This window comes from Cupriavidus phytohabitans, from assembly GCF_017815025.1.
Lineage (GTDB): Bacteria > Pseudomonadota > Gammaproteobacteria > Burkholderiales > Burkholderiaceae > Cupriavidus.
Genome location: NZ_JAGIQB010000013.1, coordinates 104,209 through 128,835, shown reverse-complemented (window position 1 = coordinate 128,835; position 24,627 = coordinate 104,209). Strand labels below are relative to the sequence as shown.

General features: G+C 68.5%; 21 protein-coding genes and 1 tRNA gene. 14 read left to right on the top strand and 8 right to left on the bottom strand.

Translation table 11 applies throughout. From position 1 onward, the window contains the following. Positions 1-15: 15 nt before the first annotated feature. The 5 genes from J8I34_RS11605 to gspF are packed head-to-tail and all read left to right on the top strand — an operon-like array spanning position 16 to position 6,742. Positions 16-624: a type II secretion system protein M gene (locus J8I34_RS11605; protein WP_029046658.1), complete on the top strand. Its 609-nt coding sequence runs from the start codon at positions 16-18 to the stop codon at positions 622-624. Next, complete coding sequence (gspN, locus tag J8I34_RS11600; RefSeq protein WP_209775837.1) at positions 624-1,466, top strand: type II secretion system protein N; 843 nt, start codon at positions 624-626, stop codon at positions 1,464-1,466. Before J8I34_RS11605 ends, gspN begins: the two co-directional genes overlap by 1 nt. A gap of 34 nt (positions 1,467-1,500) precedes the next feature. Further along, a complete protein-coding gene (gspD, locus tag J8I34_RS11595) occupies positions 1,501-3,957 on the top strand; it encodes a type II secretion system secretin GspD (RefSeq protein ID WP_209806106.1) in 2,457 nt (818 codons plus the stop codon). An 8-nt stretch (positions 3,958-3,965) separates the two neighbouring features. Then, the gene (gspE, locus tag J8I34_RS11590; RefSeq protein ID WP_029046655.1) at positions 3,966-5,507 is read left to right on the top strand and encodes a type II secretion system ATPase GspE; all 1,542 of its coding nucleotides are present in this window, start codon (positions 3,966-3,968) and stop codon (positions 5,505-5,507) included. Between the two features lie 17 nt (positions 5,508-5,524). Next, on the top strand, positions 5,525-6,742 hold the full coding sequence (gene gspF, locus J8I34_RS11585) for a type II secretion system inner membrane protein GspF (protein WP_133097747.1): 1,218 nt from the start codon (positions 5,525-5,527) through the stop codon (positions 6,740-6,742). A 96-nt stretch (positions 6,743-6,838) separates the two neighbouring features. Here gspF and J8I34_RS11580 read toward each other — a convergent pair whose 3' ends face one another. Continuing rightward, positions 6,839-8,116, bottom strand: coding sequence for an NYN domain-containing protein (locus J8I34_RS11580; protein ID WP_209806088.1), 1,278 nt, complete (start codon positions 8,114-8,116; stop codon positions 6,839-6,841). A 338-nt stretch (positions 8,117-8,454) separates the two neighbouring features. Here J8I34_RS11580 and J8I34_RS11575 point away from each other — a divergent pair, with 338 nt between their 5' ends. Then, positions 8,455-12,060, top strand: coding sequence for an indolepyruvate ferredoxin oxidoreductase family protein (locus tag J8I34_RS11575; RefSeq protein WP_209806087.1), 3,606 nt, complete (start codon positions 8,455-8,457; stop codon positions 12,058-12,060). 82 nt (positions 12,061-12,142) lie between these two features. Here J8I34_RS11575 and J8I34_RS11570 read toward each other — a convergent pair whose 3' ends face one another. Then, a complete protein-coding gene (locus J8I34_RS11570; RefSeq protein ID WP_209775841.1) occupies positions 12,143-12,754 on the bottom strand; it encodes an HD domain-containing protein in 612 nt (203 codons plus the stop codon). Positions 12,755-12,927: 173 nt separating this feature from the next. Here J8I34_RS11570 and J8I34_RS11565 point away from each other — a divergent pair, with 173 nt between their 5' ends. The 4 genes from J8I34_RS11565 (at position 12,928) to J8I34_RS11550 (ending at position 16,421) form a co-directional block, all read left to right on the top strand. Next, positions 12,928-13,278: a GFA family protein gene (locus tag J8I34_RS11565; protein ID WP_209761355.1), complete on the top strand. Its 351-nt coding sequence runs from the start codon at positions 12,928-12,930 to the stop codon at positions 13,276-13,278. Between the two features lie 8 nt (positions 13,279-13,286). Beyond that, the gene (locus tag J8I34_RS11560; protein WP_209775842.1) at positions 13,287-13,721 is read left to right on the top strand and encodes a VOC family protein; all 435 of its coding nucleotides are present in this window, start codon (positions 13,287-13,289) and stop codon (positions 13,719-13,721) included. Positions 13,722-13,818: 97 nt separating this feature from the next. After that, positions 13,819-15,117 carry an MFS transporter gene (locus tag J8I34_RS11555; RefSeq protein ID WP_209806086.1) on the top strand — a complete coding sequence of 433 codons (1,299 nt, stop codon included), beginning with the start codon at positions 13,819-13,821 and terminating at the stop codon, positions 15,115-15,117. Positions 15,118-15,203: 86 nt separating this feature from the next. Further along, positions 15,204-16,421, top strand: a complete 1,218-nt coding sequence (locus tag J8I34_RS11550) for an MFS transporter (RefSeq protein WP_209806085.1) — start codon at positions 15,204-15,206, stop codon at positions 16,419-16,421. 19 nt (positions 16,422-16,440) lie between these two features. Here the strand turns inward: J8I34_RS11550 and J8I34_RS11545 are convergent, their stop codons facing one another. Next, a complete protein-coding gene (locus tag J8I34_RS11545) occupies positions 16,441-17,337 on the bottom strand; it encodes a DODA-type extradiol aromatic ring-opening family dioxygenase (protein WP_209806105.1) in 897 nt (298 codons plus the stop codon). 282 nt (positions 17,338-17,619) lie between these two features. Here J8I34_RS11545 and J8I34_RS11540 point away from each other — a divergent pair, with 282 nt between their 5' ends. Further along, entirely contained in the window at positions 17,620-17,949 is a 330-nt protein-coding gene (locus J8I34_RS11540) for a hypothetical protein (protein ID WP_369796415.1), read from the top strand. A 167-nt stretch (positions 17,950-18,116) separates the two neighbouring features. Next, positions 18,117-19,118 carry a hypothetical protein gene (locus J8I34_RS11535; protein ID WP_232232365.1) on the top strand — a complete coding sequence of 334 codons (1,002 nt, stop codon included), beginning with the start codon at positions 18,117-18,119 and terminating at the stop codon, positions 19,116-19,118. A 9-nt stretch (positions 19,119-19,127) separates the two neighbouring features. On the opposite strand, the gene J8I34_RS11530 is transcribed toward J8I34_RS11535, so the two are convergent. After that, the gene (locus J8I34_RS11530; RefSeq protein ID WP_029046644.1) at positions 19,128-19,484 is read right to left on the bottom strand and encodes a DUF2314 domain-containing protein; all 357 of its coding nucleotides are present in this window, start codon (positions 19,482-19,484) and stop codon (positions 19,128-19,130) included. Between the two features lie 102 nt (positions 19,485-19,586). Here J8I34_RS11530 and J8I34_RS11525 point away from each other — a divergent pair, with 102 nt between their 5' ends. Continuing rightward, a complete protein-coding gene (locus tag J8I34_RS11525) occupies positions 19,587-20,213 on the top strand; it encodes a DNA-3-methyladenine glycosylase I (RefSeq protein WP_029046643.1) in 627 nt (208 codons plus the stop codon). Between the two features lie 375 nt (positions 20,214-20,588). Here the strand turns inward: J8I34_RS11525 and J8I34_RS11520 are convergent, their stop codons facing one another. Continuing rightward, positions 20,589-21,551, bottom strand: a complete 963-nt coding sequence (locus J8I34_RS11520) for a cation diffusion facilitator family transporter (RefSeq protein ID WP_209775848.1) — start codon at positions 21,549-21,551, stop codon at positions 20,589-20,591. Positions 21,552-21,788: 237 nt separating this feature from the next. Here J8I34_RS11520 and J8I34_RS11515 point away from each other — a divergent pair, with 237 nt between their 5' ends. Next, positions 21,789-22,040, top strand: coding sequence for a hypothetical protein (locus tag J8I34_RS11515; RefSeq protein ID WP_209775849.1), 252 nt, complete (start codon positions 21,789-21,791; stop codon positions 22,038-22,040). Between the two features lie 163 nt (positions 22,041-22,203). Here the strand turns inward: J8I34_RS11515 and J8I34_RS11510 are convergent. From J8I34_RS11510 to J8I34_RS11500, 3 genes are all read right to left on the bottom strand, one after another. Then, a tRNA-Ala gene (locus tag J8I34_RS11510) sits at positions 22,204-22,279 on the bottom strand. 74 nt (positions 22,280-22,353) lie between these two features. Then, the gene (gene soxB / locus J8I34_RS11505; RefSeq protein ID WP_209775850.1) at positions 22,354-24,075 is read right to left on the bottom strand and encodes a thiosulfohydrolase SoxB; all 1,722 of its coding nucleotides are present in this window, start codon (positions 24,073-24,075) and stop codon (positions 22,354-22,356) included. Between the two features lie 57 nt (positions 24,076-24,132). Beyond that, positions 24,133-24,621 carry a TlpA disulfide reductase family protein gene (locus tag J8I34_RS11500; protein ID WP_209806084.1) on the bottom strand — a complete coding sequence of 163 codons (489 nt, stop codon included), beginning with the start codon at positions 24,619-24,621 and terminating at the stop codon, positions 24,133-24,135. Positions 24,622-24,627: the final 6 nt, after the last annotated feature.

The following is a 24,627-nucleotide window of genomic DNA, read 5'->3' as shown; positions in this document are numbered from 1 at the left end:
GGCAGCACGATACGCATGGACGCCATGAAAGACTCCGCCCGAAACCAGAGCTCCCGCCAAGCCCGATCCGCCAGCACCACCGCCGTGCGCTCGCGCCTGGCGCGGCTGCGCCCGAGCGTGCCGCAGGCCTGGCAGGAACGCTTCAACGCGTTCTGGTCCGCGCGCAACCCGCGCGAGCAGGCCATCCTGGCCGGCGGCGCCGCGGTGCTGGTGCTGGTGATCGGATACACGCTGCTGTGGGAGCCGGCCGCCGAAGGCCGCCAGCGCCTGGCGCGCAGCCTGCCGCAGATGCGCGCCGACCTGGCCGAAATGGAAACGCTGGCGCAGGAAGCGCGCGGCCTCAAGGCCACGCCGGCACCGGCGCTGCGCGGCGACGCGCTGACGCAGGCGCTGCAGGACAGCCTGGGCCAGCATGGCCTGAAGGCGACCCGGCTCGCCGCCGCTGCCGACAACAATGTCCAGGTGCAGCTCGACAAGGTGCCCTTCGGCGCGTTCAGCAGCTGGCTGCAGGACGTGCGCCAGCAGCAGCGCATGAAAGTGATCGACGCCCGCGTCGTTTATGTCGGCGCCACGGCGCTGGTCAATGTCAGCGCGACCCTGCAGGGTCCGGGCGGCCGCAGCTGATGGTACGGCTGGAAACGCTGCGGCTGCCGCGCCGCAAGCTGCGCCAGCCGGGTGTGTGGCGACGCCTGCGCTGGCTCGCGCTGGGACTCGCCAGCGCCGCGGTAACGGTGGTGGCAATGCTGCCGGCCGCGTGGATCGCCGAGCGCGTGGCCACGCAGACGCAGGGACGGATCCTGCTGGCCGATGCCAGCGGCTCGCTGTGGCGCGGCAGCGCCACGCTGGCGCTGTCGGCCGGCGCCGGCAGCCAGACCGCCACGGTACTGCCGGGCCGGCTGCAATGGACGCTGGCCTTCTGGCCGCTGCTGGCCGGCACCGCGCGCGCGGTGGTGACGCACACCGAAGCCATGGCCGCGCCGGTGGCGATCACCGCGACCCCGGGCGGCTGGACCGTGCAGTCCGGGGCGATGCGGCTGCCGGCATCGCTGCTGGAAGGTATCGGCGCGCCGTTCAATACGCTGCGGCCGGATGGCCTGATGCGCGCGGACTGGTCGACGCTGCAAGGCCGCTTTTCCGGCCGGAATGGCAACGGAAGCGGCAGCGGAAATGGCAATGGCATGCGCGGCCATGTCACGCTGCGCATCGAGCAGGTGTCGTCCGCGGTCAGCCGGCTGCGCCCGCTCGGCAGCTACCGCGCCGAGATCGACTGGAGCGGCGCCGGCGGCGGCAAGCTGCAACTGAGCACGATCGCCGGGCCGCTGCACCTGGAGGGTAGCGGCACGCTTGGCCGGCAGGCGCGCTTCGAGGGCACCGCCCATGCCGAGCCCGATGCAGAGACGCAACTGACCAGCCTGCTGAGCCTGCTGGGACGACGAGACAACAACGTGACAAGGCTGCGCTTCTGATGCCAGGCAGCGCCAGGAGCGTACGGAAATGACTATGACAACCCATGCCACCCGACCTGTTTTCCAGACCGCCTGCGCCCGCGCCGTGGCCCTGCTGTGCGGACTCTCGCTGCTGGCACCCGCGCCGCTGTGGGCCCAGCCAGGCGCACCAGGCGCACGCCCCGCGGCCACGCCGCCGGCGCCGCCCGACATCACGCCGGCCAACCGCGACCAGGTGGTGCTCAACTTCGTCAATGCCGACCTGGACTCGGTGATCAAGGCGGTCGGGCAGGCCACCGGCAAGAATTTCGTGATCGACCCGCGCGTGAAGGGCACGGTGAACCTGGTCACCGAGCAGCCGGTGTCGCGCGCGCAGGCGCTGCAGACGCTGGGCTCGGTGCTGCGCATGCAGGGCTACGCGATGGTCGAAAGCAACGGCTTCACCAAGGTCGTGCCCGAGGCCGACGCCAAGCTGCAGGGCTCGCCCACGGTGATCGGCGCGGCGCCGAGCCGCGGCGACCAGGTGGTGACGCAGGTGTTCCGGCTCAACTACGAGTCGGCCAACAACCTGGTGCCGGTGCTGCGGCCGATGATCGCGCCCAACAACACCATCACCGCCTACCCGGCCAACAACACGCTGGTCATCACCGACTACGCCGACAACCTGCGCCGGCTGGCGCGCATCATCGCCGCGATCGACGCGCCCGCTTCGGGCGAGGTCGAACTGGTACCGCTGCGCCATGCGCTGGCCAGCGACACCGCGCAGGTGCTGCAGAAGCTGCTCGACCCCGCCGCCGCGGGTGCGGCCGGCGGCGGCGCGGCGCCGGGCGTCGATGCCTCGCTGCGCACGTCCGTGGTGGCCGAGCCGCGCAGCAACGCGCTGATGATCCGCGCCTCCAGCCGCGCGCGGCTGCAGCAAGCGCGCCATCTGATCGAGAAGCTCGACCAGCCTTACGCCCGCCCCGGCAATATCTGGGTGGTGCCGCTGAAGAATGCCGATGCGGTAAAGCTGGCCGCCACGCTGCGCGCCATCGTCGCGGCCGACAGCAGCTTTGCCTCCTCGACCCAGCCCGGCGCCGGCGGCGCCGGTGCGGCGGGCGGCATCGCCGGCGCGGCCGGCATGACCAATGTCTCCACGCCGGCCGGCGGGCAGTTCACCGGCGGCACCACCGGCACGCAGACCGGCATGCGCAACGGCTCCAGCGGCATGGGCGGCGGCGGTGCTTATGGCAGCTCGGCCTTCGCCGCCTCGTTCGGCACCAGCACGCAGCCGACCACCGGCGGCATCATCCAGGCCGACCCGTCGACCAACTCGCTGATCATCACCGCCAGCGAGCCGGTCTACCGCAACCTGCGCGGGGTGATCGACGACCTCGACGCGCGCCGCGCGCAGGTCTACATCGAGTCGATGATCGTCGAAGTGACCGCCACCCAGGCGAGCGAGCTTGGCATCCAGTGGCAAGGCCTGATCAGCTCGTCAAGCGGCAACAACAACGTCTTTGCCGGCACCAACTTCGGCACCGGCGGGCAGAACATCCTCAACCTGACCCTGGCCGGCGCCCTGGCCGACAGCAACCGCGCCGCCGGCATCGTCGCCGCGCAGCAGCTGGTCCCCGACATCGGCGGCCTGAACCTGGGCATCGTCAACCGGGCCATGGGCCTGGGCGCCCTGCTGCGCGCTCTGGGCACCAATGGCAGCGTCAACCTCCTGTCCACGCCGAACCTGATCACGCTCGAGAACGAGGAAGCCAAGATCCTGATCGGCCAGAACATCCCGATCACCACCGGCTCCTATGCGCAGACCGGCGGCGCCGCGTCGGTGACGCCGTTCCAGACCTTCGACCGCAAGGACGTCGGCATCACGCTGCGCGTGAAGCCCCAGATCACCGACGGCGGGCTGGTCAAGATGCAGATCTTCCAGGAGTCGTCGTCGGTGGTGGCCGGCACGCTGTCGCAGGTGCAGGGCCCGACCACCAATGTGCGCTCGATCGAGACCAACGTGCTGGTCGACGATGGCCAGATCATCGTGCTCGGCGGCCTGATCGAGGATTCGTACGGCGACGGCGTGCAGAAGGTACCGCTGCTGGGCGACATCCCGCTGATCGGCGGCCTGTTCCGCTACGAGAACAAGAACCGCTCCAAGACCAACCTGCTGGTGTTCCTGCGCCCGTATGTGATGCGCACGACGGGCGCCGCCGACCGCCTGACCGCGGACCGCTACGACTATATGCGCGCGCAGCAGCAGGGCTTTGTATCGCCTAACATCATGGTGCGTGACACCAACACGCCGCTGCTGCCGCCGGCGGATGCGCCGACCACGCCGTTCATCGATCCGCGCGCCAACGGCCCCGTGGCGGCGCCGCTGCCGTTGCCGCAGACGCTGCCGCAGAATCCGCAGAATCCGCAGCAGCCCGGCGTGCCGGCACAGCCGCAACCGGTGCCGCCCGCAACCTTTCAGCAGCCGCTGAGCCAGCGCGGCGAAGCCGCCACGCCGGGCGCTGTCCAGAACTGAGGCCTGCCATGGCGAGCGAAGTCCAGACCCCTGCCCCCGATACCCTCGAGCCGCCCTCGCCGATGGCGGCGCGCCTGGTTTCGTACGGCTTTGCGCGCGAAGCGCCGCTGCTGATCGCGCACCAGCGCCCCGACGGGCTGGAGGTATGGGTCAGCCGCGCCACCTCCCCGACCGCGCTGGCGGAGATCGCCCGGGTGCACGGCGCGCTGCGGCTGCGCGTGCTGGAGCCCGAGGCGCTCGAGCGCGCCATGTCCGATGCCTATAACCGCCAGGACGGCAGCGCCGCGCAGGTGGTGGGTGAAGTCGAGGGCGAGGTCGACCTGTCGCGCCTGATGCAGGACATTCCCGCCGTGGAAGACCTGCTCGAGTCCGAGGACGACGCGCCGATCATCCGCATGATCAACGCGCTGCTGACGCAGGCGGCGCGCGAAGGCGCATCGGATATCCACATCGAGCCGTTCGAGTCGTCGTCGGTGGTGCGCTTCCGCGTCGACGGCACGCTGCGCGATGTGGTGCGGCCCAAGAAGGCGCTGCACGGCGCGCTGATTTCGCGCATCAAGATCATGGCGCAGCTCGATATCGCCGAGAAACGCCTGCCGCAGGACGGCCGCATCACCCTGCGCGTGGGCGGGCGCCCGGTGGATGTGCGCGTGTCGACGCTGCCCACCGGCCACGGCGAGCGCGCGGTGCTGCGCCTGCTCGACAAGGAAGCGGGCCGGCTCGACCTGGCCAGGCTCGGCATGTCGCCCAATACGCTGCGCGGCTTCGACCACCTGATCCGGCAGCCGCACGGCATCGTGCTGGTGACCGGCCCGACCGGCTCGGGCAAGACCACCACGCTGTATGCCGCGCTGTCGCGGCTGGATGCGCGCACCACCAACATCATGACGGTGGAAGACCCGGTCGAGTACGACCTCGACGGCATCGGCCAGACCCAGGTCAACCCGCGCATCGACATGACCTTCGGCAAGGCCCTGCGCGCGATCCTGCGCCAGGACCCGGACGTGGTGATGATCGGCGAGATCCGCGACCTGGAAACCGCGCAGATCGCGGTGCAGGCCTCGCTGACCGGCCACCTGGTGCTGGCGACGCTGCACACCAACGATTCGGCCTCGGCGGTGACGCGGCTGGTCGACATGGGGATCGAGCCGTTCCTGCTGTCATCGTCGCTGCTGGGCGTGCTGGCGCAGCGGCTGGTACGGCGCCTGTGCCCGCACTGCAAGCGCGAGGAAGTGATCGAGCTGCCTGAGGAAATAGCCGCCGCCGATGCCGAAGCGCTGCGGGCGCAGGGCAAGCCGCTGCAGCATGTGTGGCATCCGGTTGGCTGCGACAAGTGCGGCCAGTCGGGCTACCAGGGCCGCATGGGCGTCTACGAGCTGCTGACCGTCGGCGACGAGATCCGCACCATGATCCACCGGCAGGCGCCGGAATCGGAAATCAAGCAGGTGGCGCTGGCGCATGGCATGCACACCATGCGCGGCGACGCGCAGCGCTGGATCGACAGCGGCGCGACCTCGCTTGAGGAAGTGTTGCGCGTGACGCGCGACTAAGGCGGAGCAGACACCGGATGCCAGCCTTCCGCTACGAAGCCGCCGACGCCGCCGGCAAGACCGACCGCGGCGTCATCGAGGCCGACAGCCCGCGCCAGGCGCGCTCGCAACTGCGCGCGCGGGGGCTGACGCCGCTGACCGTCGATGCGCTGGCAGGTGCCGGGCTGGCACCGCGCAGCGGCAGCCAGCTGTTCGCGCGCAAGCTGTCGACGCAGGAGCAGGCGCTGTTTACGCGCCAGCTCGCCAGCCTGATCGTCGCCGGCCTGCCGCTGGACGAAGCGCTCGGCGCACTGGCCGACCAGGCCGAACGGCCCTATGTGCACGAACTGCTGGCCGGCATCCGCGCCGAGGTGATGGGCGGCAGCTCGCTGTCGGTGGCGCTGGCGCAGCATCCGCGCGACTTTCCGGACATCTATCGCGCGCTGGTTTCCGCCGGCGAGCATTCTGGCCATCTCGGGCTGGTGCTGGAGCGGCTGGCGGGGTATATCGAGTCACGCAATACGCTGACGTCGAAGATCCGGCTTGCGTTCACCTATCCGGCGATCGTCACGGTGGTCGCATTCGCGATCGTGATTTTCCTGCTGTCCTATGTCGTGCCGCAGGTGGTGAGCGTGTTTGCGAACACCAAGCAGAAGCTGCCGACGCTCACCATCATCATGCTGTGGCTGTCGGATTTCGTGCGCAACTGGTGGTGGGCAGCGCTGGCCTTCATCGCCGTGGTTGCCCTGGCGATCCGCAGCCTGCTGAAGCAGCCGGCGGTGCGGCTGGAATGGCACCGGTGGCTTCTGACCGCGCCCCTGTTCGGCAAGCTGATCCGCGGCTATAACACCGCGCGCTTTGCCGGCACGCTGGCGATCCTGGTGTCGGCGGGCGTGCCGATCCTGCGCAGCCTGCAGGCGGCCGGCGAGACGCTGACCAACGAGGCATTGCGTGCCAATGTGGAAGACGCCAATACGCGCGTGCGTGAAGGGGCGTCGCTGGCGCGCGCGCTGGCGGCGCAGAACCAGTTTCCGCCGGTGCTGGTGCATTTGATCCGGTCAGGCGAGGCGACCGGCAACTTGCCGGTGATGCTGGACCGGGCTGCGCAGGGCGAGGCGCAGGAGCTGGAACGGCGCACGCTGTTCCTGACCAGCTTGCTGGAACCGCTGCTGATCCTGACGATGGGGGTGGTGGTGCTGTTGATCGTGCTGGCGGTGTTGATGCCGATTATCGAGATCAACCAGTTGGTGCGGTAGGCGGTGATATCGCGATGGCGACTGCATTGCCTGACGCCGCTCGCACAAGCTCCCCTCTCCCGCGTGCGGGAGCGGGGAGCAAACAGAGCGGCCTATTTACTCGATAGTGGTTTCCTTTTTCTTGGCAGTCCGCTTGCGCGGCTTCCGCGCCGGCGCCGGCGCCGGGGAAGGCGCTGCCTCGGCTTCCACTTCCGGCTGCGCCGGCACTTCAGGCTCCGCCTCCACCGTCGCCGTCAACACCGTCGCCCCCGGCGCGGCAAACACCGACTGGTCGATCGGCCATGGCGTCTCGCTCAGCGTCACCTCTGGACGGCGCGCCGGGCGCTTGCGGCTGCGCGTCTTCGGTTCGGTGTCGGGCTTGGGTTCGGGGTCGGGCTGGGGCGCCGCTTCCAGCGGCGGCACCGGCTCGGGCTCGGGCTGCACCGCGTCGGCGGCGACGAATGGGGGCTCGTCATCGGCCGGCAGCTGCGGTTCAGCCTGGACCACGACCCGCTCCGGCGCCGGCGCCGGCTCGGGAATTGCAGCCGGCGCGGAGGCCGGCGTGCGGCGCAGGGCTTCCGCCTGCTGCGCGGGTTGTTGCTGCGGCGGACGCTGTTGCTGCTCGCCGCCGCCCTTGCCGCGCTTCTTCAACCGCACCCAGATCGTCTTGTTGTTGCCGCCGTTGCGCGTTTCCACCTCGAACAGCCCGGTCGCCGCCACCAGCTCGGAGAGCTTGCCGTAGCCATAGTTGCGCGAGTCAAATTCCGGCGCCTGCTTGGCAATGTGGTTGCCCATGCTGCCCAGCGTCAGCCAGCCGTCCTCGTCGGACACCGCCTGCGCCGCGCTCTGCAGCAGGCGCACCAGGCGCGAGTCCTGGCGCAGTTCGCCGGTGCTGCGCTTGCGCGTGGGCGCAGTCGCTTCGTCGGCGCCTTCGGTATCGGCCTCGGCGCGCAGCACGTCGGAGTAGATGAACTTGTCGCAGGCGGTGACGAAGGGCTTGGGCGTCTTGCGCTCGCCGAAGCCGTAGACGATCAGCCCCTGCTCGCGGATGCGCGATGCCAGCCTCGTGAAGTCGCTGTCGCTGGAGACGATGCAGAAGCCGTCGAAGCGCCCGGTGTACAGCAGGTCCATGGCGTCGATGATCATGGCGCTGTCGGTGGCGTTCTTGCCGACGGTGTAGCGGAACTGCTGGATCGGCTGGATCGAATGCGACAGCAGCCGCTCCTTCCAGCCGGCCAGGTTGGGCCGGGTCCAGTCGCCATAGATGCGCTTGACGGCGGCCACGCCGTACTTGGCGACTTCGGCCAGCAGGCCTTCGACGATGGCGGGCGCCGCGTTGTCGGCGTCGATCAGCACGGCCAGGGTCGCGGTGCCCTGGCGGGGGGAATTGGTCATGTTCGGGTATTCGCTGGTTTGCCCGTGCATGAGACGGGCAATCGGAAAGCAGGTTGCACCAGGCTGGCGCGGCAGTGTGGTGCATCGAAGACTGCGGGGCGGCATCGCCGGCGTTCTCGATGCAACGCAGTGTACACGCGAACCCCCATCCGTACGGGAAAACACGGTTGCGACGGGCACGTTTCGTGCTGCGCTGCAAGGTACCGCCGACCGCACGGCGGTGCTACCATGCCGCGCAGAGACACAGCCGCCCAACGCCTCCACAAGAGGCCGCGAGGCGGTTGCCCACAACTGCAGGTGTCGGTGATCCCGACCACACGCCCCATAGAGGAGCACCTATGAATGCCCCCCTGACCCCTCCGGTCAGCGACGCCATCCGCCGCGCGCTCGAAAACGTTTCCCTCGACGACAAATACACGCTGGAGCGTGGCCGCATCTATATCAGCGGCACGCAGGCCCTGGTACGCCTGCCGATGCTGCAGCAGGAGCGCGACCGCGTTGCCGGCCTGAATACCGCCGGCTTTATCTCCGGCTACCGGGGCTCGCCGCTGGGCGCGTTGGACCTGTCGCTGTGGAAGGCCAAGAAGCACCTTGCCGCGCACAACATCGTCTTCCAGGCGGGCCTCAACGAGGACCTGGCCGCGACCTCGGTGTGGGGGTCGCAGCAGGTGAACATGTATCCGGATGCCAGGTTCGATGGCGTGTTCGGCATGTGGTACGGCAAGGGGCCGGGCGTGGACCGCACCGGCGACGTGTTCAAGCACGCCAACTCGGCTGGCTCGTCCAGGCACGGCGGCGTGCTGGTGCTGGCCGGTGACGACCACTCGGCCAAGTCGTCAACGCTGGCGCACCAGTCGGAGCACATCTTCAAGGCCTGCGGCCTGCCGGTGCTGTATCCGTCGAACGTGCAGGAGTACCTCGACTACGGCCTGCACGGCTGGGCCATGAGCCGCTATTCCGGCCTGTGGGTGGCGATGAAGTGCGTGACCGACGTGGTGGAATCGTCGGCTTCGGTCGAGCTGGACCCGCACCGCGTGCAGATCGCGCTGCCGGACGATTTCATCATGCCGCCGGGCGGCCTGAATATCCGCTGGCCCGACCCGCCGCTGGAACAGGAAGCGCGCCTGCTCGACTTCAAGTGGTACGCCGGCCTGGCCTATGTGCGCGCCAACAAGCTGGACCGCATCGAGATCGATTCACCGCACGCGCGCTTCGGCATCATGACCGGCGGCAAGGCCTACCTCGATACGCGCCAGGCGCTGGCCGACCTGGGCCTGGACGATGCCACCTGCGCACAGATCGGCATCCGCCTGTACAAGGTCGGCTGCGTGTGGCCGCTGGAAGCGCATGGCGCGCGCGCCTTTGCCGAAGGGCTGCAGGAAATCCTGGTGGTCGAAGAGAAGCGCCAGATCATGGAGTACGCGCTCAAGGAAGAGCTGTACAACTGGCGCGACGATGTCCGTCCCAAGGTCTACGGCAAGTTCGACGAGAAGGACAACGCCGGCGGCGAATGGTCGATCCCGCAGAGCAACTGGCTGCTGCCGGCTCACTATGAACTGTCGCCGGCGATCATCGCCAAGGCCATCGCCACGCGGCTGGACAAGTTCGAGCTGCCGATGGACGTGCGCGCACGCATCACCGCGCGCCTGGCCATCATCGAGGCCAAGGAAAAGGCCCTGGCCACGCCGCGCGTGGCTGGACAGGAAAAGGCGGAGCGCAAGCCATGGTTCTGCTCGGGCTGTCCGCACAACACGTCGACCAACGTGCCCGAGGGCTCGCGTGCGCTGGCGGGCATCGGCTGCCACTACATGACGGTGTGGATGGATCGCAATACCAGCACCTTCAGCCAGATGGGCGGCGAAGGCGTGGCATGGATCGGCCAGGCACCGTTCGCGGGCGACAAGCATGTGTTCGCCAACCTGGGCGACGGCACCTACTTCCACTCCGGGCTGCTGGCGATACGCGCTTCCATTTCAGCGGGCGTCAACATCACCTACAAGATCCTGTACAACGATGCGGTGGCCATGACCGGCGGCCAGCCGGTGGACGGCCAGCTGTCGGTGCAGGACATCGCCTGGCAGGTGCACAGCGAGGGCGCGAAGAAGATCGTCATCGTCAGCGACCAGCCGGAGAAGTACAACGCGGCGATCAAGCTGCCCCAGGGCATCGACATCCATCACCGCGACCAGCTCGACAGCGTGCAGCGCGAGCTGCGCGAAGTGCCGGGCTGCACCATCCTGATCTACGACCAGACCTGCGCCACCGAAAAGCGCCGCCGCCGCAAGCGCGGCACGATGGAAGACCCGGCGCGGCGCGTCTTCATCAACGACGCGGTGTGCGAAGGCTGCGGCGATTGCTCGGTCAAGTCGAACTGTTTGTCGGTGGAGCCGCTGGAGACGGATTTCGGCACCAAGCGCCAGATCAACCAGTCGTCGTGCAACAAGGACTTCTCGTGCCTGAACGGCTTCTGCCCGAGCTTTGTCTCGGCCGAAGGCGCACAGGTGCGCAAGCCCGAGCAGCACGGCGTGTCGATGGACAGCCTGCCCGCGCTGCCGGCGCCCGAGCTGCCGCCGATCCGCCGCGCCTACGGCATCCTGGTGACCGGCGTGGGCGGTACCGGCGTGGTGACCATCGGCGGCCTGCTGGGAATGGCGGCGCACCTGGAGAACAAGGGCGTGACCGTGCTCGACATGGCGGGCCTGGCGCAGAAAGGCGGCGCGGTGCTGTCGCACGTGCAGCTGGCCGCGCGCCCCGATGACCTGCACGCAACGCGCATCGCGATGGGAGAAGCCGACCTGGTGATCGGCTGCGATGCCATCGTGTCGGCCACCGACGAAGTCATCTCCAAGACCCAGGCGGGCCGCACGCGCGCCGTGGTCAACACCGCGCAGACGCCAACCGCCGAGTTCATCAAGAATCCGAAGTGGCAGTTCCCGGGCGTGTCGGCCGAGCAGGACGTGCGCAACGCCGTCGGCGAGGAGTGCGACTTCATCAACGCCAGCGGCCTCGCCGTGGCGCTGCTGGGCGATGCCATCTACACCAACCCGCTGGTACTCGGCTATGCGTGGCAAAAGGGCTGGATCCCGCTGACACTGCAGGCACTGGAACGCGCCATCGAACTCAACGGCGTGGCCGTCGAGAAGAACAAGGCCGCGTTCGACTGGGGCCGCCACATGGCGCACGATCCGGAGCACGTGCTGTCGCTGACCGGCAAGCTGCAGAGCACCGCGGAAGGCGCGGAAGTGGTCAAGCTGCCGACCTCGACCGGCGCGATGCTGGAGAAGCTGGTCGCCCGCCGCATGGAACACCTGACGGCCTACCAGGACGCCGGCTACGCGCGCACCTACCGCGAGGCGATCGACCGCGTGCGCACGGCCGAAAGCGCATTGGCCGGCAGCGGCAAGCCACTGCCGCTGACCGAAGCCGCGACGCGCAACCTGGCCAAGCTGATGGCGTACAAGGACGAGTACGAGGTGGCACGGCTCTATACCGATCCCGTCTTCCTCGACAAGCTGCGCGCGCAGTTCGAAGGCGAACCGGGCAAGGACTACCAGCTCAATTTCTGGCTGGCGCCGCCGACGACGGCCAAGCGCGACGACAAGGGTCATCTGGTCAAGCGCAGGTTCGGTCCGTCGACGATGACGCTGTTCCGCGTGCTGGCGAAGATGAAGGGCCTGCGCGGCGGCATGTTCGATGTCTTTGGCAAGACCGGGGAACGCCGCACCGAGCGCGCGCTGATCGGCGAATACCGTGCCCTGCTGGATGAGCTCGTGGCGGGGCTGAATGCCGCCAACTACGATACCGCCGTGGCGCTGGCCAACCTGCCGGACGATATCCGGGGCTTCGGGCACGTGAAGGAGAACAACCTGAAGGCGGTGCGCGGGCGCTGGCAAAAACTGCTGGAGCAGTTCAGGCATCCGGAAACGTCGCAGCGGGCCGCGTAAGGCACGCTGTTGCAGCCCTCTCCCGCTTGCGGGAGAGGGCCTGCGAGAGAGCGGGCACATTCGGTCCGCTCGCGCCGTTGCGCTAGGGCTGCGCCAGCTCCTTCTCCCCCGGCTTCACGTACATCGAATTTTTCGGCTGCGACAACACCCGGCGCACCATCGGCTCGAAGAACGACAACGGCAGCGTGTCGTAGTCCGTCATGAACGCCGCCGCATCGTACTTGCGGCAGAACTCGGCAGTGCGCTCGAACAGCTCCGGCTGATTGCGATACTGCTCGCGCAGGTTGCGATCGAGCCCGAGGTGATGGAAGAAGTAGTAGCCCTGGAACACGCCATGCTTTTCCACCATCCACAGGTTCTCGGCACCGACAAACGGCTTCAGGATCGCCGCCGCGATATCGGGATGGTTGAAGCTGCCGAGCGTATCGCCGATATCGTGCAGCAGCGCGCAGACCACGTATTCCTCGTCCTGCCCGTCCCGGTGCGCCAGCGTCGCGGTCTGCAGCGAGTGCGTCAGCCGGTCCACCGGGAAGCCTCCGCAATCGCCATCGAGCAGCCGCAGGTGGGCCAGCACGCGGTCGGGCAGCGCCCGCGCATACGGCATGAACTCGGCGGAAATCGCCGCCCAGTCCTCGCGGGTGCCGTGTTCCATATGGCTGAAGCTCGCGCGCGCGGGCGCGTGGGTGTCGCTCATGCTGGTCTCCTTTTGTGGGAGGGTGCGCGCGGGCCGCGCATCCGCTCGTCATGTTGTGCGGGCATTGTGGCACCCGCAGCGGCGCTACACTGTCAAAAAGCTAACAATGTGCCGGCATATTGCGGCGCACCACCGGTTCACAGCAGCAACAGACTGACGATCAAGGAGACGCCATGACGTTCCACGGAAGCTGCCACTGCGGCAACATTGCCTTCGAGGTCGAGGCCGAAAGCATCCCGAGCGTGATCCGCTGCAATTGCTCGATCTGCCGCCGTCGCGGCCACCTGCTGTGGTTCGTGCCACGCGCGACCTTCAAGCTGGAGACGCCCGACAGCAACGCGTCGACGTACCGCTTCAACACCATGAAGATCGCGCACCGCTTCTGCCCGGTGTGCGGCTGCGGCCCGTACGCCGATGGCCAGGACAAGGACGGCAAGCCGATGGCGGCGGTGAACGTGCGCTGCCTGGACAATGTCGACCTGGACAGCCTGAAGGTCATCGACTACGACGGCCTGCACCACTGACGCCCGCCATGTTCCGCATCCTCGATCTCGACCACCTGGTGCTGCGCACAGCCGATGTCGAAGCGCTGCGACGGTTCTATGTCGACGTGCTGGGCTGCAGCGTCGAGCGCGAACAGCCCGACTTCGGACTCACGCAGCTGCGCGCGGGCAGCGCGCTGATCGACCTGGTCTCGCTGGACGGCCCGCTGGGCCGCGCCGGCGGCGCGGGGCCGGGCGCGGAGGGGCGCAACCTCGACCATTTCTGCCTGCGCATCGAACCGTTCGACGAGTCCGCGCTGCGCGCCTGGCTGTCCCGGCACGGCGTACAGGCCAGCGAGGTCGCGCAGCGCTTCGGGGCCGAAGGCAAGGGCCCGTCGCTCTACGTCAGCGACCCGGACGGTAACGTGGTCGAACTGAAGGGTCCGCCTGCACCAGGCATCGTCGATGCGATGACCGCGCAGTAAGGCGCGTACCGTCGCGCAGCGTGCGCGCAGGATCGCTACAATTTGCCACTGGCCCCGCGCGCCGCCAGCCATGGCGACTCCCCCGCCGGGGCCCGCCATGACAACGCTAGAAGCCAGCTCCGATCCGGACGCCGCCAGTACCGCTGATTCTTCCGCAGACGCCAGCCCGGCACGCGCCGGACCCGCGCAGCCGGCCACGCCGCCACGCCGGCTGGTCTGGATCCTCGGCCTGACCGAGACCATCTCCTGGGGCACGCTGTTTTTCGCCTTCACCGTCTTCATCGAGCCGATGATCCGCGGCACTGGCTGGTCCAGGCCATTCCTCGCGGGCGGCTATTCGCTGGGCCTGCTGGTGTGGGCGATGTGCTCCTTCGCGGTAGGCCGGCTGCTGGACCGCGCGCCGGCGCGCAGGGTGATGGGCGCGGGTTCGGTGCTGGCCGGACTGGGGCTGCTGCTGTGGGCGTGGTCGCCCTCCCCCGCGATGTTCCTGCTGATGTGGGTGCCGATCGGGCTGGCCATGTCCACCACGCTGTACGAGCCCGCCTTCGTGGTGCTGCGCCAGGCCTACGGCGACCAGTACCAGAAGCCGATCATGGTGGTCACGCTGATGGCCGGCTTCGCCAGCACGATCTTCGTGCCGCTGGCGCAATGGCTGGTGCTGCATGTCGGCTGGCGCCCCACGCTGGTTGGCTTCGCGCTGCTGAACCTGCTGGTCTGCGCGCCGCTGCACGCGCGCATGCGCTACGCCATGCATCCCACCTACAGCGGCACGCCGACCGCCGGCGCCGACGCGGGCAGCGCCGGCATCGCGCGCACCACGCTGCGCCAGCCGGTGTTCTGGGCCGTGGTGCTGGCGTTCACCGCGACCGCGGTGGTGGCCTCGCTGCTGGGCGCGCACCTGATCCCGATGCTGACCGAGAAAGGCCTGCCGGTGTCGCAGCAACTGGTAGTGGCAGCGCTGATCGGCCCGGCCCAGGTCGTGGGCCGCATGCTGATGATGCGCGCGGCGGTGCGCCACCCGGTGCGGCTGTCGCTGCCGGTCTACCTGCTGATGAGCACGGGAGTGCTTTGCTTCGCGCTGGGCCACGGCGCCTGGCTGATGGTGGCCGCGGTGCTGTATGGCTGCGCCAACGGCGTCAATACGATGCTGCGGGCAATGGCCATGCCCGAACTGATCTCGCGCCACCACTACGCCACGCTGAACGGCCTGATGATGACGCCGGTGCTGCTGATGCAGGCCGCCGCGCCGTGGCTGGGCGCGCTGCTGTGGCGGGCCGCGGGCGGCTACTGGCTGATGCTGTGGGTCATGCTGGCGCTGGCACTGGCCGCGCTGCTGGCGTTCGGCTACGCGCTGCACCGGCGCGGGCTGCTGCGCCTGGCGGGTGCCGCGCCGTAGCGCTGCCGGGCCCCGGTCGCGCGGATGCACGACAATAAGGGCTTTTGCGGCCGGCACGACGGCGCCGGCCGCGCCCCTGCATCACCATGTCCGATCCCAGCTCGCCACCCGGCACCGCCCCGCTCGCCATTGCCCCTTCCACGCCGGGCGCGATCGCGCGCGCCACGCGCGGCACCATGGCGCTGTTATTCGTCAACGGCGCCACCTTTGCCACCTGGGGCGTGCATATCCCCACCATCAAGGCGCGTTTCGGCCTGTCCGACGCGATGCTGTCGCTGGCGATGCTCGCGGTCGCCGGCGGCGCCCTGCTGGCAATGGGGCCGGTCGGGCGCTGGATCACGCGCGTCGGCAGCGCACGCGCGGCGACGGCCAGCGGCCTGGTGTTCGCGCTGGCCACGATGGCGATCCTCGCCATGCCGTCGTTCTGGTGGCTGCTTCCCGCGCTGTTGGCGTTCGGCATGGCCAATGCCGGCTTCGACGTGGCCATGAACGCGCAGGCCGCCACGGTGGAGGCCAGCCGCCCGCGTCCGGTGATGTCGGCGCTGCATGGCATGTTCAGCCTCGGCGGCATGGCAGGCGCGGCCTTCGGCGGCCTGATGCTGGCGCTGGAGGTGGCGCCGCTGGCGCACGCGGCGATGATGGCGGGGGTGACCGCGCTGGCCGCGCTCGCGGCCATGCCCGGGCTGCTGCCCGACCACCCGGTGATGCCTGGCGCCGGGCACCATCGCGACCACGCGGTGCGCGCGCTGTGGCTGCTGGGCGTGCTGGCGTTCCTGGGACTGATCGGCGAAGGCGCAATGTATGACTGGACCAGCGTCTACATGCGCGATGTGACCGCCGCGCCGGCCGGCTGGATCAGCCTGGGGTATGCGGCCTTCTCCGGCGGCATGGCGTGCGGGCGCTTCGGCGGCGACCGCCTGCGCGCGCGCCTGGGCGATGGCGCCACGCTTGCCGGCAGCGCCTGGCTGGGCTTTGCCGGCATCGTGCTGGCGCTGGTGGTACCGCTGCCGCTGGCGGCGCTGGCGGGCTTCACGCTGATGGGACTGGGCGCGGCCAACATGGTGCCGATCTTCTTTGTGGCCGCGTCGCGGCTGCCTGGGGTGGCACCGGCCGAGGCGATTGCGCGCGTGGCCCGTTTCGCCTACCTGGGGCTGCTGCTGGGGCCGGTGCTGATCGGCGGCGTGGCACACCTGGCCGACCTGCGCGTGGGGCTGGCCGTGGTGGCGCTCACGATGGGCTGGATCGCGCTGGCCGGCGCGCGCTCGGCGCGGCGCTACCTGCCGCCGCGCAAGGATGGCCGCTGAGCCGCGGCGGGAGCAACACTCAGGCGGCCGCGCGCAGCGGCGGCGTGCCGGCGCCTATCCCCTCGAACACGAAGCTGTCCATCGCCAGCACGCCGTAGGTGACTTCATCTGCCACCCTGGCCACCCGGGCCGCACTGCCCGCCGGCGTACCCGCGCCTGCGGTGAGCGGCCCCAGCGCCGCGCCCAGTGCCACGTAGAACGGCAGCAGATGCTCGTCGGTCGGGTGCGCGCGGCGCGCGTACGGGGCCTGGGCGCGGTAGTCGGCAAGGCGGCGGGTGTCGCCGGTGGCCAGCGTCTCGTCCAGCGCGTCGTGCATCCAGCCGCGGAAGGCCTCGACATAGGGCTCGGCCTGTGGCCCATGCTGGTCGCGGCGGCCATCGCTGCCGAACACCTCCTGCAGGTTGTGCGTGAAGCTGCCCGAAGCCAGCACCAGCACGCCTTCCTCGCGCAGCGGCGCCAGGGCGCGGCCGATCTCGATCTGGATGGCGGGTGACAGGTAGGGATTCAGCGCCAGCTGCACCACCGGCACATCGGCGTCCGGGAAGAAGTGCCGCATCGGCATCCAGGCGCCGTGGTCGAGCGGCCGCTCGTCGTCCTCGCCGACAAACCCGGCGCCGGGAATGGCGGCGGCCTCGACCAGCGCCTTGACGCGCGCGGCCAGTTCCGGCGAACCCGGAGCATCGTAGCGCAGTGCGTACAGCTCGCGCGGAAAGCCGCCGAAGTCGTGCCAGGCTTCCTGCCGCTCGCGGCTGCCGACCGCCAGCGTGCTGTAGATCCAGTGCGCCGACACCACCAGCACCGCCCGCGGCGGTTGCGCGCGCAGGCGCTCGCCAAGTGCGTCGAAAGCCGCGCCGGTGGGGCCGGGGTCGATGGCCAGCATGGGCGAACCGTGCGAGATAAACAATGCGGGGAGCATGGCGTCGGGTCTCATTGATCTGCTCAGTGTCCTGTGGGCTTGCCATTGAGTTTGGCAAAGATCGGCCCCCGGCACGCCCCGCTTTTGCGCATCTTTCATGCAAAAAAACTGAACTGGCGTGCGCGGCGTGGGCTGGGCCACACTCCGCCGCGGGCGTGCCGGGACGCAGCCGGGCACCGCACCCTATGATGCAGCCGAGGGGCAAGTGCCGCGTCGGGCAAGCCCCGCGGCCAACGCATGACGCCGCCAGCACGCCACGCGTGCAGGATGGCCGGAGACTCCGTGGTACCGAACCCGCTGCGCCGCCCCGGGCGGCGCTTCCTTCTTCCCGCGCATTGGTGGCAGCCGGGCGTCTACGGCAGCGTGCCGGCGGTCGCGCTGTGGATCTCGGCCAGGCTGCCGGCACAGTGGCTGTGGTCGCTCGCCGGCCAGCCGGATGCCGGTGAGTGGCTGAACCAGGCGGGCGATACGGTGTTTGTTGCCGGCTGGGCCGGCAGCGCGCTGATGCTGTGGCTGGGCCGCCACCGGCCCCCACCGCCTGCCAGCCCTGAAGCGGCCGACGAGAGCGATACTGCCGCGCAGCGCACGCCCCGCCGCCATCCGGCAGCCTGATCCAGGCTTTGCCGCCTGCGCGCCCGATTCAACGCCTCGGCTAACCGATCTGAAAACTTTTGCGCATCGTTCCCACGCCCACCCGCATGGATAGAATTGCGTCGGACGGCTGCCGCCTCGCGGCGCGCCACGTGAGCCGTGTAAGCCGTGAGCAAGGGGGAACACCCATGTCCGTACGCCTGCCGACTGCCCGGCTTCGCGCCAGCCTGCGCCGCGCTGTCCGCTGGCGCGCCGCTGTAGCGGCGCTTGGCTTGCTGGCCGCGGGAACCGCGCACGGGCAGGCCGGCAACGGGCTGCAGCTGGTCGGGGCCAACGTGCAGCGGCACGCCAATGCCGTCCTGTCGCTGATGGCGTATTCGGTGGTGCCCGACCTGACTTCCAGCTCGCTGTCGATCAACAACGCCAGCACCGACGACCCCGGCATCGTCATGTCGCAGCTGGGCGGGGGCTTCACCATCAGCAAGTCGTTCCCGCTCTACCTGGAAGGCGCGATCGCCTACAGCCGCTACGATCCCACCTTCATTGCCAGCAACGGCACCGAATCGCGCTCCATCCCGACCCGCTGGAACACGTTCTCCGGCACCATCGGCATCGGCTGGGATTTCCCGATCACCGCCAACAAGGAACTGGTATTCAGGCCGATCTTCAATGCCTCGCTTGGCAATGTGTCCAGTGACCTGTCGATCGGCAAGTTTGCGCTCGAGCAGGTTACCGACCGCAACATCGACTTCCTGGACGGCGGCAGCCTGAACGCCTATGGCCTGGGCGGCGCGGTGATGCTGGACTGGGAGCACTACCGCGAAACCTATGAGGTCGACGTCGAGTTGCGCTACACCAACATCCACCTGCAGAGCTTCGGCGGCACGGCCAGCTCGGTCACCGGCACGGCGACGGCGCAGACCGCCAACCTGTGGGCCCGCTGGCGGGCGCCGACCGGACTGCGCGCGCTCGACCGGCCGGTGCGCTACGTGCTCGAGCTGTCACACTCGCAGTACCTCGGCAGCCAGGCGGGCATCCTTGGCTTCAACCATCTGACCACGCTCGGCACCGGGCTGGAACTCGATACCAGCGCGCATGAAGTGTTCGTGACGCGCATCAGGGCCGTGGTGCGCTATGTATTCGGCAACAACGTGTCCGGGGTGTCGCTCGGGCTGGCCGCCAGCTTTTAGGAATCGCGCCTACGACTCGTCCTGTCCTTCCCGGAAGATATTGATCACATGCCTTGCCTCGAAGCACATTGGCATGCCGGGGTTCATCTCGTCGGTGCAGTAGGGCTGGTTATCGAGTTCGCCGGTGTAGAGGCTGCCTTGGCGCCCGGTCACGCTGACCCACATCCGCTCGACATGGATCTCCTCGCGGCCGGTTTCGTCCCCGACCCGGATGCGGAAGATCAGCTTGGCTTGCTGGCCGGGAAGCAAGGCCTCGCGTTCGTCGCGCGGCGGCATCCAGAAGGTGTCGGGGTGGGCGGCCGCGATGGGCTCGGCGTCGTCCAGCTCCCATCCGTCTTCGTCGATTGTTGCCAGTTGCATGTCCATTTCCAGCCTTCCGCAATTGATCGGGTGCGGGCATGATCGCAGCAAATGGCCCGGATGGCGACAGGCTGGCCGGCGCCGGGACTCTCAACGGGAATCTTGACTATGACAAGCAGGAAGGACGCACCGGATGCGCCGGTGCGCTGCGGCTGGTGCGGCACGCTCGAAGATTACTGCCACTACCACGACAATGAATGGGGGTTTCCGGTCGCGGATGACCGGCGCCTATTCGAGAAGCTGTGCCTGGAAGGCTTCCAGTCAGGGCTGAGCTGGCTCACCATCCTGCGCAAGCGCGAGGCCTTCCGCAAGGCCTTTGCCAATTTCGATATCGACAAGGTGGCGCGCTTCGGTGAGCGCGACATCCAGCGCCTGCTGGGCGACGCCGGTATCGTGCGCCACCGCGGCAAGATCGAAGCCGCCATCAACAATGCGCGGCGGGCGCGCGAACTGCTGGAGACCGAGTCGTCGCTGGCCGCCTATTTCTGGCGCTTCGAGCCAGATCCCGACAGCCGGCCCAAGGTGCTGACGCCGGAAGTGCTGCGCACCATGGCGACCTCGCCGGAATCGACTGCATTGTCCAAGGATCTGAAGAAGCGCGGCTGGCGCTTTGTCGGCCCGACCACCATGTACGCGCTGATGCAGGCGATGGGGCTGGTCAACGACCATCAGGAAGGCTGTGCGACGCGCGCGGAGGTGATGCGCGCCCGCAAGGCGTTCAAGGTGCCGTGTTAACGCGGGGGCGGCAGGACGGGCAGGACGTATACGCGGCCAATGCAGTTCGTGGCCGGTATACGTTCTGAGCAACTGCAGTCTCTATGTCTTTTGTATTGTTTACGTATGTAAACATAGTAGTAGTAGGTAAACCGCCCGCGGCACGGTGGATAAGTCACCTTTTCGCTTCTGGCTCAGGGACTTGCAGCAAAGATAACCGGCGCAGGACATCCCCGCTTTCCCGGGATAGCTGAAGGCCGACGTATACGTGGCCGGCAATGAAGCCAGAGTTGTCCCGGTGTTTTCCGTATACATCCCACAGCACACCCCCAGGCAGGGCACAGCTTGTCCTGCAGGTTATCCCCAGTCGCAGGCCAAGATGTCCACACCCGCCGCTCACCGGGCTGCTGCCGGCACAGCGCTGACGTATACGGGGTCGACGTGTGTCATCACGTTAAGCACGTGATGGTGTTCGAGCGTGCGGCGCCGCGCCTCGACGGCGATCGCATGGCCTTGCCTCACCGTGAGCGTGCCGTCGATCTCCAGGTGCACATCCACCAGCACCTGGTCGCCCATCTTGCGCGTGCGCAGGTCATGCAGGCCGCGCACGCCGGGCGTAGCCAGCAAGGTCGCGCGGATCGCGGCGACGGTTTCCTCGTCGGCGGCGCGGTCCACCAGGTCGCTGAGCGCGTCCCAGCCGAAGCGCAGGCCCATGCGCGCGACCATCAGCCCCACCACGATGGCCGCCACCGGATCCAGCATGTGGTAGCCCATCAAGTTGCCGCCGATGCCCAGCGCGACCACCAGCGAGGACGCCGCATCCGAGCGCGCATGCCAGGCGTTGGCCGCGAGCATGCCGGAGCGCACGCGCCGCGCCACCGCAAGCAGGTAGCGGAACAGCAGTTCCTTGAACAACAGCGTTGACAGCGCTACCCACAGGGCCACCGGCTGCACCGGCTGGGCGCCGGACGGATGCTGCAGCTTGCCCACCGCCGCCCACAGCATGCCCGCGCCCACCGCCAGCAGCAGCCCGCCAAGCGCCAGCGAGGCCGCAGTCTCAAAGCGCTGGTGGCCGTACTGGTGATCGGTGTCGGCATCCTTGCGGCTCTGCCAGGCAGCCAGCAGCACCACGAAGTCGGAGAGCAGGTCGGACAGTGAATGCGCCGCGTCGGCCAGCAACGCCTGCGAGCCGGCCATCACGCCCGCCACGGCCTGCGCTGCGGTCAGGACGATGTTGACCGCCACGCTGACCAGCGTGCTGCGCCGGCCAGCCTGGTGGCGGGCGTCGGCTTCGGCGGCGGTATCACCGGGTCCGTCCGAAAAGCCTGCGGCCTCGTCTTGCATGGGGTCGGGTCGCATGCCGTCAGCCTCCCACTCCGGCGCACGGGGCGTCAACGCGTTCTTCGGATTCCGGTTCCATCGCGCGACTATAGCCCAGGATGAGACGGCGGCACCACCCGCCGCCGCTGGCAGTAATAGAGGCGCGGCGCACGGCCGCCATCGTGCCGATTTCGTAACAGCGCTGGCGAAGTTCATCCGACGCCCTTACCGTAAAGGATGACTGGCTTGCCGGTCACTGCAAGGAGGACCCACACGATGGCGATTCGGTCACTTGCCTCGCACAGCACCTCGCAACTGCGCCGCCTGATCGGCCAGATGCAGGCAGAAGTCGACGCACTGGAGCAACTGGCAACGCCGGATGCCGATGCGCAAAGCCGGCTCGGCTATGCCACGGCGCGCCTGCGCGACGGCATCGAGGCCGTGGAAGACGCGCTGCAGTCGCTGCGAGCGCTGCAACAGGTACGCCCGTCCGCCATGAAGGCCCGGCGGCCGACGCGGGTGGCCTGACATGGCCGGCGGACGCACGAGGTGCGGACAAGACACAGCGCTACCGTAAGGCGCCTCGCTACCGCACACCGCAACATTGCACCCTGAAAACACAAAAGCCCCGGAAAGTTTGCCTTTCCGGGGCTTTGTGAAGCGTTTGAAACAGCGTTTGAAACGCCAGATCTGGTGGACCGAAGGAGGATCGAACTCCCGACCTCTGCATTGCGAACGCAGCGCTCTCCCAGCTGAGCTATCGGCCCGTCGCGGAGGATTGTAGCCTACTTCGGCAGCGGCCTTCAATCCTCCCCGGCTGGCATGAGGATGCTGCACAACATCAGGCAGCGATGCCAGGGTTGCCGTCCATCCCACGCACTTTGGGCTGGTTCAGCGGCCGCGCCGTGACCTCCTTCGTGCTGCGCAGCCACTGCGCCATCACGTCCCAGACCGGCGCCCCGCCGGCCTCCCGCGCTTCTTCCGCCACCGGCGCCCAGCCCGCCACCTTGTAGGTCTTGCCTGCCTCCAGCGGCTTGCCCGCGAGGCGCATGTCGGTGATGCGCTTGCCCATGCCGGCGGTGGGATCGATGGTGTACTGCAGGCCGCCGACGCGCACCATGTCGCCGCCCTGCTGGTAGTACGGGTCGGGGTTGAACAGGTTGTCGGCCACGTCTTCGAGGATGGTCTTGATGGTCTCGCCGCTCATTGCCGTCACGGTCGTGTACGGGTAGGTGATGGCAGTCTGGTCCATCAGGTGTTCCATGGTGATGGCCTGCCCCGGCAGCAGCGTGGTGCCCCAGCGGAAACCCGGCGAGAACGCGATCTGCGCGCCCTGCACCTGCATCAGGCCGTCCAGGATCAGCTGGTCGAAGGTGCCGTTGAAGTTGCCGCGGCGGTACAGCAGGCCGCGGTTGACGGCGAGGACTTCGCCGAGCTTCTGTTCGTACGGTGTCCGTACCTTCCTGATGAGCGAGTCCATGGCCGGATCGGCCGGCAGGTAATTGGCGAAGACCGGCAGCAGCCGGTAGCGGAAATCTGCCACCTTGCCGCCCCTCACATCGAAATCCAGCACCCCCAGGAACTTGCCGTTGGAGCCGGCATTGGTCACCAGCGTGGTGCCGCCGGCGTTCTTCACCGCCACCGGCGCCGGCATGCCATCATGGGTGTGGCCGCCGAGGATGGCGTCGAGCCCGCGCACGCGCGAGGCCAGCTTCAGGTCGACGTCCATCCCGTTGTGCGACAGCAGCACCACCGCCTGCGCGCCCTTGCCGCGCGCCGCGTCGATGACCTGCTGCAGGTTTTCCTCCTGGATGCCGAAGGTCCAGTCCGGCACGAAGTAGCGCGGATTCGCGATCGGCGTGTAGGGGAAGGCCTGGCCGATGATGGCCACCGGTACGCCGTTGATCTCGCGGATCACGTACGGATCGAACACCGGGTCGCCGAAGTCGTTGGTCTTGATGTTCTGCGCCAGGAAGGCGATCTTGCCCTTGAAGTCCTTGTCGACGATTTCCCTGACACGGTCCGCGCCGAGCGTCATTTCCCAGTGCGGCGTCATCACGTCGACGCCGAGCGCCAGCGCCGCATCGACCATGTCCTGCCCCTTGGTCCAGAGCGCCGTGGCCGAGCCCTGCCAGGTATCGCCGCCATCGAGCAGCAGCGCGCCCGGCCGGCCCGCCTTGAGCCGCTTGACCAGCGTGGCGAGGTGCGCAAACCCGCCGACCTTGCCGTAGCGGCGCGCGGCCTCGCTGAAATCGAGATAGGTCAAGGCATGTGCCTGCGGCGTGCCGGGGCGGATGCCATAGTGGCGCAGCAGCGCGTCGCCGACCAGGTGCGGCGGCTTGCCGGCGTAGTCGCCGATGCCGAGGTTGACGTTGGGTTCGCGGAAATACACCGGCCGCAGCTGCGCGTGGCAGTCGGTGAAATGCAGCAGGTGGACGTTGCCGAAGCGCGGCAGGTCGTACATCGACTCGGCGGCCTGCGCCGCGTGCGCGTCCTGATGGGGGAAAGTCATGCCGCCGGCGCCGGCGATGGCCAGCACCTGCAGGAACTCGCGTCGGTTCATGTCTCTTCCTGTGGATAAGTGCGTGCCGGTGGGCGCCTGGCGTCCGGCATCGCATGGCTATGGCTTCGCGTAACGCTCCAGCGCGGCCACGTCGTCTTCGAGCATCTCGCCCACTTCCTTCTGCACCACGCGCCCGCGCGCGTCGATTACATACAGCTCGGGCAAGCCCTTGCGCTTGCCGAACACGGCCTGCAGCGCGGCCGAATCCATCGTCGCCGGGAAGGTATAGCCGCGCTTCTTCATGTAATCGGCGGCTTCGCGCGGCTCCTTGTCGATGCTGATGGCCAGCACCTGCAGCGGCGTGCCGCGCGTGCGCTCGTACAGCTTCTGCAGGCGCGGGTTCTGCATCGCGCAGAACGGGCACCACGAGGCCCAGTATTCGACGACCAGCGGCTTGCCGGCCAGTGTGGCGGCGCGCAACGTGCGGCCGTCGAGCGTCTGCACGTCGGGCAGGCGCACGGTGTCGCCCACTTCCAGCGCGGCGGCGCCGCCGGCTGCGCAGGCCAGGCCCGCGGCCAGCAGCCAGCGCAGCAGGACGGCACGCACGGTGGC